Annotated in this window: 1 protein-coding gene; it reads right to left on the bottom strand. The window is 64.6% G+C overall.

The annotated features are described in order from the left end of the window. Positions 1–9316, bottom strand: a 9316-nt coding sequence (locus CHB96_RS29250; protein ID WP_141136605.1) for a non-ribosomal peptide synthetase, incomplete at both ends; no start/stop codon positions are given.

Raw genomic sequence — 9316 nt, 5'->3', positions numbered from 1 at the left:
CACTCAACCCAGCCCGATCGTGATACCCACGCGCCAACCCCGGACCCGCCAGATACAACTCACCCGCAACACCCACCGGAACCGGCTGCAACCGCGCGTCGAGGACGAGTACGGCCGAACCGAGAACCGGGCTTCCGATCTCCACCGGTACGCCCGGGTGCAGCTCGGTGCTGAGCGTGGCGACGATGGTCGCTTCCGTGGGGCCGTAGGCGTTGAACATCTTTCGCCCAGGCGCCCAGCGCTCGACCAACTCAGGACCACACGCCTCACCACCGGTCGCCACCACACGCAGATCCTCGAGACCCGCAGGATCCACCGACGCCAACGCCGCAGGCGTCACGAACGCATGCGTCACACCCTCCGCAGCCAACAACGACGCCAACTCCGCACCGCCGTACACATCCGTCGGCGCGATCACCATCGTCGCGCCACTACCGAACGCGAACAGCAACTCGAGCACACTGGCGTCGAAACTGGGTGACGCGAAGGCCAACACGCGAGAGTCGGCCGTGACCTCGAAACGGGTTCGCTCCTGCTCGGCGAAGTTACTCAGACCGGCATGCGTGACGACGACGCCCTTGGGCACGCCCGTCGAACCGGACGTGTAGATCAGATAGGCAGCATCGGCAGGCCGAAGCGGCGCGAACCGATCGGAGTCTACGACGCCACTGCCGGAGAGAGTGTCGAGTTCGTCGTGAACGACGGTGTCGTCCAAGGTGATCCAGCCGACCGTGTCGGTGGCCTCTGCCAGGACCGAGCGATGCGCGGCTACCGTCACACCGGTCGTCACACCGGAGTCGTTCAGCATGTGCGCAATACGATCCACCGGATACGACGGATCCACCGGCAGAAAAGCACCACCCGCCTTCGCCACCGCCCACACCGCCGTCACCGACGACACCGACCGCGACAACGCCAACGCAACAAAAGAACCAGGACCCACATCACGAGAAATCAACAACCGCGCCAAACGAGACGACGCCGCATCCAACTCCCCATACGACACCGACACCCCACCCGACACCAACGCCACACCATCGACACCCGCACTATCGACCGCCGCGGACAAGATCTCCGGCAACAACCGCACACCCACCGACACCCCACCACGCACCGGCACCAACGCCGCACGCTCGGTCTCGGACAGCAGATCCAGTCGACCCATCGACAGATCGGGCGTCGTCGCGAATGCGTGCAGGACTCGCGAGATCCGACCGACGATCTTCTCGACCGACTCGGCGTCGAACAGTTCGGGTAGGTACTTCGCCTCGATGTGCAACCGGTCGTCGACCATCGCGACGAGCGTCATCGGGTACTGAGCGGTGTCGCTGCCGTCGACGATGTCCGCGACGCGCATCCCGACGATGTCGGTCTCGGTCGTCAGTCCGGCGCGGTCCATCGGGTAGGACTCGAAGACCGTCAACGTGTCGAACGCGACGACGGGTCCCACGACGCGTTGGATTTCCGTCAGACCCAGATAGTGATGATCGAGAAGTCCTGCCTGCTCGCTCTGCACGCGAGTGATGAAGTCGCCCAAGCTTTCCCGTGGATCGATGGTGACACGAACCGGAAGAGTGTTGATGAACAGGCCGATCATCGACTCGATGTCGTTGATCTCCGGCGGACGGCCGGACACCGTCGCGCCGAACAGCACGTCGTCGCGTCCTGTCAGCGTCGCGAGGACGGTGCCCCACGCTGCCTGGACCAGAGTGTTGAGCGTGACGCCGTGGACTCGCGCGAACGCCCGCAGCCGCTCGGTGTCCTCCGTCGACAACGACGTCAGCTTCCGACCGGCGCGAGTCGATTCCTGCCTGCGGCTCTCGACCGGCGTCAGCAACGTCGGCTCCGAGAGCCCGGACAACGCGGACAGCCAGGCGTCCCGCGCTGCGCCGTGGTCCCGACGGCTCATCCATGTGAGGTAGTCCCGGTACGCAGGCACGCGCGGGAGCACCGAGTCGTCACCGTCCGTGGCGTACAGCGTCAAGAGCTCACGGACCAGCAACGGTGTGGACCATCCGTCGATCAGGATGTGGTGGTTCGTCAGAATCAGGCGCCACTCCGTCGGAGTCACGGAGATCAACATGAATCGCAACAATGGCGCTTCGGCCATGTTGAATCGTCGTCCGCGGTCGGCCGTCAGGATTCGGGCCAGTTCGATCTCGCGCTCGTCCTCGGGCAGCGACGTGAGGTCGATCGACGTCCATGGTACATCGACGCGTCCCTCGACGACCTGCAGCGAGTCGCCGTCGATGTTGTGTACGAACGACGTTCGCAGGTTTGCGTGGCGGTCCAGAAGCTTGGTCGTCGCCGCACGGAATCGTGCCTCGTCGACGGTCCCCGTCAATGTCATGATCAGCTGCACGAGGTATGCGTCGACGGACTGATCGGACAATTCTGCGTGGAAGAGCAGGCCGGCCTGTAGTGGGGACATCGACCAGATGTCGGCGACGCCCGGGTACCGGGCTTCCACGTCCTCGATGGCGGTCTGGTCCAGGCGGACCAGATCGAGATCGGACGGCGTGAAGCCACCCGACCCTGCGCGACGCGCATGCTGTGCGAACGACGTCAGTGCCCGCGACCACAACGCGGTGAGGGCGTCGACGTCGTCGCGATCGAGCACTCCGGTCGGGAACGCGAAGGTGGCCTTCAGTCGAGCGCTGCCGTCGTCGTCCGTCGTCGTGACTGCGTTGATGTCGAGTGCCGCGGCAACCGGCAGCTCCGAATTCTGGACGTCTCCGATCTCGTCGCTGTCGACCGGCAACCACCCGACGTCACGAAGACCGTCGGGAACGGCCGTGCTGTATCGCCCGAGGTAGTTGAAACTGATCTGCGGCGCCGGGAACGCTGCGAGCGTTGCGCTCGACTCGTCGTCGAGGTAGCGCAGCATGCCGAATCCGATACCGTGATCGGGCACTCCGAGAAGCCGTTCCTTGACGGCCTTGATCAGCCGACCGGCTGACGGACCGCCCGCAAGGGCGTCGTCGAGATCGAGTGCCGAGGTGTCGACTCGGACCGGGAAGATTGTCGTGAACCAGCCGATCGTTCTCGACAGATCGGCACCGGGCACGATCTGATCCTCACGGCCGTGGCCTTCGAGAGTGACGAGCGTGTCACGCGCTTCGATTCCTCGATCGCGACGCCACGCTGCTACCGCCAGCACGAGTGCTGCCATGAGGCCGTCGTTGACACTGCCGTGGAAGGCCTCGGGGATCGTGGTGAGCAGGTCGTCGGTGACGTCGGCAGGCAGCTCGACCTCGACTCGATCGACCGTGCTGTGCACGTCGACATCGGAATTGAGCGCACGCGATCCGACGAGTGGATCCTCCCCTGCCAGGGTCTTCTGCCACATCGGCAGCTCGTCGCGTCGGTCTTCGACTACCTCTGTGAGGCCGTGCGCCCATCTGCGCATCGACGTCCCGACGGGAAGCAGAGCCGGTTCGTCGCCGGCCACGATCTGCGACCATGCGGTTCCCATGTCCGGCACCAGGATTCGCCAGGATACGCCGTCGACGACGAGGTGATGCGCCACGATCAGCAGGCGAGACGATTCCGCCGCATCGAACCAGACGAACTGGATCATCGACCCTGCCGCGGGATCGAGCAGACGTGCTGCACGATCCAATTCGACTGCGGCCGTGGTGGATTCCATGTCGGCGCGGTGAAGGATGTCTGCCGCGACCACGGTTCCCACCGATCGAACGTCCATCGACCACGAACCGTCCACGTGCTGCAGACGTCCGCGCAGCATGTCGTGGTGGTCCAGTACCGCCTGAATCGTGCGCTCCAGAGTGGAGCGATCGATGTCCGCAGGCAGCGTCAGCAGTGCGGTCTGTGTGTGACGGTCGAACACGGGCGTGCGCTCGATCATCCACGACACGATCGGCGTCAGCGGCACGTCTCCGATACCGCCGCCCGGGAGTTCGTCGAGCACCACGACGTCCTCGTCGGACGCGGCCAACGCGACCTCGGCCAGCGCCGCAACCGTCTTGCGCTCGAACACATCTCGTGGAGACAACACGATTCCCGCAGCCTTCGCACGGGACACGAGCTGGATGGACATGATGCTGTCGCCGCCGAGTGCGAAGAACGAGTCGTCGACCCCGACGTGCTCGAGCTGCAGAACCTCCGAGAACAACTCGGCAAGAAGCTTCTCGATCTCGGTGCTCGCCTCACGGGACGACTCGGATCGGTTGTCGAACGTCGGTTCGGGAAGTGCGCGACGGTCGAGTTTGCCCGCAGGGGTCAGCGGAATGGACTCCAGCTCGACGAATGCTGTCGGAACCATATGGCTCGGAAGAGAGCCGGCGACATGATCGCGCAGTGCACGACTGTCGACGGACCGACCGTGCGCGGGCAGTACGTATGCGACGAGGACCGTGTTGCCTGCGGGGCCGGTTGCACCGACGGTGGTGACGAACTCGATGGAGGGATGCGCAGCCAGTGCGCTGTCGATCTCTCCCAACTCGATGCGGAATCCACGCACCTTGACCTGGAAATCGCTGCGACCGACGAATTCGAGTGCACCCGAAGCAGTCCACCGGACGACGTCGCCCGTTCGGTACATCCGCGATCCATCCGATGCGAACGGATTCGCCACGAAACGTTCGCTCGTCAGAGCGAGTCGACCGTGATAGCCGCGTGCCAACGCGGGACCGGCAAGGTACAGCTCCCCCGGAACACCCACCGGAACCGGGTTGAGCCGACGGTCGAGAACTACCTCGGCGAATCCTGTTGTCGGTGCACCGATGTCGACCGGCGAACCGGCACGCAGCTCACCGGAGATCGACGAGAAGATCGTCGCCTCGGTCGGACCGTACGCGTTGAACATCTTCCGGCCCGGCGCCCACCGTGCAACCAGTTCGGGTGAGCACGCGTCGCCGCCGGTGGCGATGACGTCGAGATGGCGCAGGCCCGTCGGATCGACCGACGCGAGTGCGGCGGGTGTCACGAAAGCATGGGTGACCTTCTTGTCTTCGAGAAGGCGCGACAATTCCCCACCGCCGTACAGACTCGGCGGCGCGACGACCATCGTCGCAGCACTGCCGAACGCCAGCACGAACTCGAGGATGGACGCGTCGAAGCTCGGAGACGCGAACGCCAGTGTCCGAGACTGCGGCACGACACCGAACCTCTGTTGCTCCTCGGCCGCGAGGTTGGCGAGGCCGCGATGAGTCACCAGCACACCCTTGGGCACGCCCGTCGAACCCGACGTGTAGATCAGGTAGGCCGCGTCGTCGAGACGCAACGGCCGAATGCGGTCCGCGTCGGTGACCGGTGCGGGCGACTCGGCGGCGATGTCCGCCCGAAGTGCACCCTCGGTCGCGTCGTCGCCGAGAACGAGCCACGTGGTGCTGTGGGAATCGTCTTCGGACGACAGGCCCCTCAGCGTGACGGCATGCTCTGTCGTCGTGAGGCCGATCAGTGCCCCCGAATCGGTCAGCATGTGCCGAATGCGGTCGGTCGGATAGGTCGGATCGACAGGGAGGAATGCGGCGCCCGCTTTGGCCGTCGCCCAGATCGCGACGATGGTGTCCGCGGATCGCGGCAGCGCAAGGGCGACGAACGTATCGGGTCCGACTCCGCGGCCCACGAGTACACGCGCCAATTGCGAGGAGCGAGAATCGAGTTCGCCGTACGAGACGGTGACGTCCTCGAATTCGATCGCGGGCGCATCGATTCCTGCCACTGCGACGGCGTCGGACAGGATTTCCCCGAGCAGACGCTCCGGCATCGCCGCCGCGCCGCGTACGGGAGCCAGCGCGGAGCGCTCGTCGGCGGTCAAGAGGTCGATGTCGCCCACGACGACGGCAGGGTCGCGCGTCACGGCGCGCAGGATCGACTCGTACCGAGTCGCGAAGCCGGTCACCGAATCGGGGTCGAACAGATCGGTCGCGTACCGGAACGACGCGGTGATGCCCGCCGGCTGTCCCGACGTGTCGAACGATTCCGAAATGGTCAGTTGTAGATCGAAATTGGCGATGTCGTCGACAAGTTCCATGCTGTCGACTTCGAGGCCCGGCAACGTGATGTTGGGCCGTGCTGTGTGCTGGAACTCCAGCATGACCTGGAACAGCGGCGTGTACGCAGGCGTACGCACCGGATCCAGACGATCCACGACGCGTTCGAACGGAACGTCGGCATGCGTGAATGCTTCGAGGTCGGTGCTTCGCACGACGTCGAGCAGATCCTCGAACGAACTCGACTGCGCCACCTCGGTGCGGAGCACGAGTGTGTTGACGAACATTCCGACGATGTCGTCGAGTGCCGCGTCACCACGGCCGGAAATGGGTGTACCGACCGAGATGTCCTCGGTGCCCGACAGTGCCGACAGCAGTACGTCCAGAGCGGCGTGCACGATCATGAACACGCTGGAATCACGCGACGACGCCAGCGACGTCATCCGGCGATGCAGCTCGGGGTCCAACGTGAAGTCGACTTTCGCTCCGCGGAACGACGGGTCGTTCGGTCGTGGGCGATCGAGAGGCAGCTCGATGACCTCAGGGGCACCCGCCAACGCGTCGACCCAGAATGCCAACTGCGTCGACATCAACGACGCCGGATCGGATTCGGATCCGAGGAATGCACGCTGCCACAGCGCGTAATCGGCGTACTGGACCGCGAGTGGCGCAACGTTGGGAGCGTTTCCGTGCACACGTGCGCTGTAGGCGACGATGAGATCGCGAGCGAGCGGCGCGGTCGAGAAACCGTCGGACGAGATGTGGTGCACGACGAATGCCAGCACGTGCTCCTCGTCGCCGAGACGGATCAGCCGTGCCCGGACCGGAACGGCGAGCGAGACATCGAAACCCTCACCGGTGACCTCGGCAACGAGACGAAGCGCCTCGTCCTCCGACGTCGCGAACACAGGCTCGAGGTCCGGCACCACCTGGTGGGGTTCCAGAACGGTCTGCACCGGTCCGTCGTCGGTCAGTGGGAACACCGTGCGCAGCGATTCGTGTCGATCGACGACGTCACGGACCGCGCTCCGGAGAGCCTCGATGTCCACACTGCCCGTCATGCGCATCGCGAATGCGACGTTGTACGCGGACGACGCCGTGTCGTACTGGTTGATGAACCACATGCGCTGCTGCGCAAGGGAAAGCGGCACGGACGCACCACGTTCCATCGGCGCGAGCACCGGACCCGTATCGGTCCGATGATCCTGGGACTCGACGACCGCGGCGAGACCGCGCACCGTCGGAGCATCGAACAGATCGCGCACCGTCAAGCGAGTGGACAACGCCGCGTTGACACGGGCGACGAGCCGCATCGCGACGAGAGAGTTGCCACCGACCTCGAAGAAGTTGTGTGTCACTCCCACCATCGGCACACCGAGGAGGTCTGCGACCTCCGCGGCGATGATTTCCTCGACCGGGTTCTCCGGCGACACCACTTCGGTGTCGAAGGTGCCGAACTCGGGCTCGGGCAAGAGCTTTCGATCGAGTTTTCCGCTCGCATTCAGCGGGAAAGCATCGAGCTCGACGACGAGCGACGGCACCATGTACGCCGGAAGCGACGTCGCGACGGACGCAGCCAACGCGGTCGCGTCGAACTCCGTGTCACGGGCGGGCACGACGTAGGCGAGCAGGTGCTCCCCTGTCACAGAATCACTGTGGACCAACGCAACCGCCTGCGCGACGGATTCGTCTCGGAGCAGCGCGGCCTCGATCTCGGGCAGCTCGATGCGAAGCCCCCGCAATTTGACCTGGAAGTCGGTGCGTCCGATGTACTCGAGATTGCCGTCCGACCGCCACCGCACGAGATCGCCGGTGCGATACAGACGTGATCCCGTATCGCCGAACGGGTTAGCGACGAATCGGTCCGCCGTGAGGTCTCCACGACCGACGTAACCGCGCGCCAACTGCACGCCCGCGAGATAGAGCTCTCCCGGAGAACCGACGGGCGCAGGCTTCAGCGAACCGTCCAGCACGTAGACCTGCGTGTTCCACACCGGGGCTCCGATGGGGACGACCGTGGGATCGAGTGTGGCGCACTGATAATGAGTGACGTCGACCGCTGCTTCGGTCGGCCCGTACAGATTATGGAGTTCGGCGTCGGCGAACTGCGAGAACGCCGACACGGTGGCGGGCGGTAGTGCCTCGCCACTGCAGAAGACGAATCGGAGCGATACGCAGTCGTCCGCGCGTGCGCCTTCGGTGAAGACGGACAGCATCGACGGCACGAAGTGCACCGTCGTGATGCGTTCGCGCAGAATCAGTCTCGACAAGTAGTCGGGGTCGCGATGACCGTCGGGAGCTGCCACGACCAGCTTCGCTCCGACTTGCAAGGGCCAGAAGAATTCCCACACGGACACGTCGAACGTCGCGGGTGTCTTCTGCAGCACGTTGTCCGACGGCTCGAGATGGTACTGGTTCTGCATCCACAGAAGACGATTCGCGATCGCGTCGTGGGTGACGGCAACACCTTTGGGGCGGCCCGTCGATCCCGACGTGTAGATGACGTATGCCGTGTTCCGGCCGGTGATCTCACCGAGGCGCTCGGCCGACGTCAGCGGAGCGGTGTCGCGATCCGAGACGTCGATGAGGTCGAGGGCCAACACGGGAGTCGCGACGGGAACGTTGATCCAGTCACGGCTCGTGGTGACGATGCAGATCGGATCGGCGCTGTCGATGACATACGCGGAACGGTCGATCGGATGGTCCGGGTCGATCGGCACGTATGCACCGCCGGCCTTGATGATCGCGTACATGCCGACGAGCAGGTCCGTCGAGCGGCGCACTGCGAGTCCGACGTGCGTCTCGGGCCCGACTCCCAGCGAAACAAGATGCCGTGCAAGTTGATTGGATCGATCGTCGAACTCCTGGTACGTGACGTGCTCGTCGTCGAACACCACAGCGATCGAGTACGGACTACGCGATACCTGCAGGTCGAACAAACTGACCAGAGTCGGATCCTCCCCCACTGCGACGGGCAACGGGTGACTCGTGGCGTTCCAGTCGTGAAGGACCAGCGCGCGTTCACGAGCCGACAGCATGTCCAGTTCGTGTAGCGGCACGGTCGGCGCATCGCACACCGATCGCAGCAGACGCAGGAAGCGGTCGACGAAACTCTCGATCGTCGACGCGTCGAACAGTTCGGTCGAGTACGTGAACGCAGCATGCGATGCGCCCGAATCCGTCGGAGCCTCGTCGACTCGCAGCTGCAGATCGAACTTGGTCGTCCCGGTAGCGATCTCCTCGAACGACACTGCGAGACCGGGGAGTTCGAGGTGCGCACGTTCGTTGTTCTGGAACTCGAGCAACACCTGGAACAACGGCGAATGATCCGTCGAACGCGTCGGCGCCAACTCGTCGAC

This window comes from Rhodococcoides kyotonense (genome assembly GCF_900188125.1).
GTDB lineage: Bacteria > Actinomycetota > Actinomycetes > Mycobacteriales > Mycobacteriaceae > Rhodococcoides > Rhodococcoides kyotonense.
The sequence above is the reverse complement of the archived record's forward strand: the minus strand, read 5'-3'. Positions and strand labels throughout refer to the sequence as shown.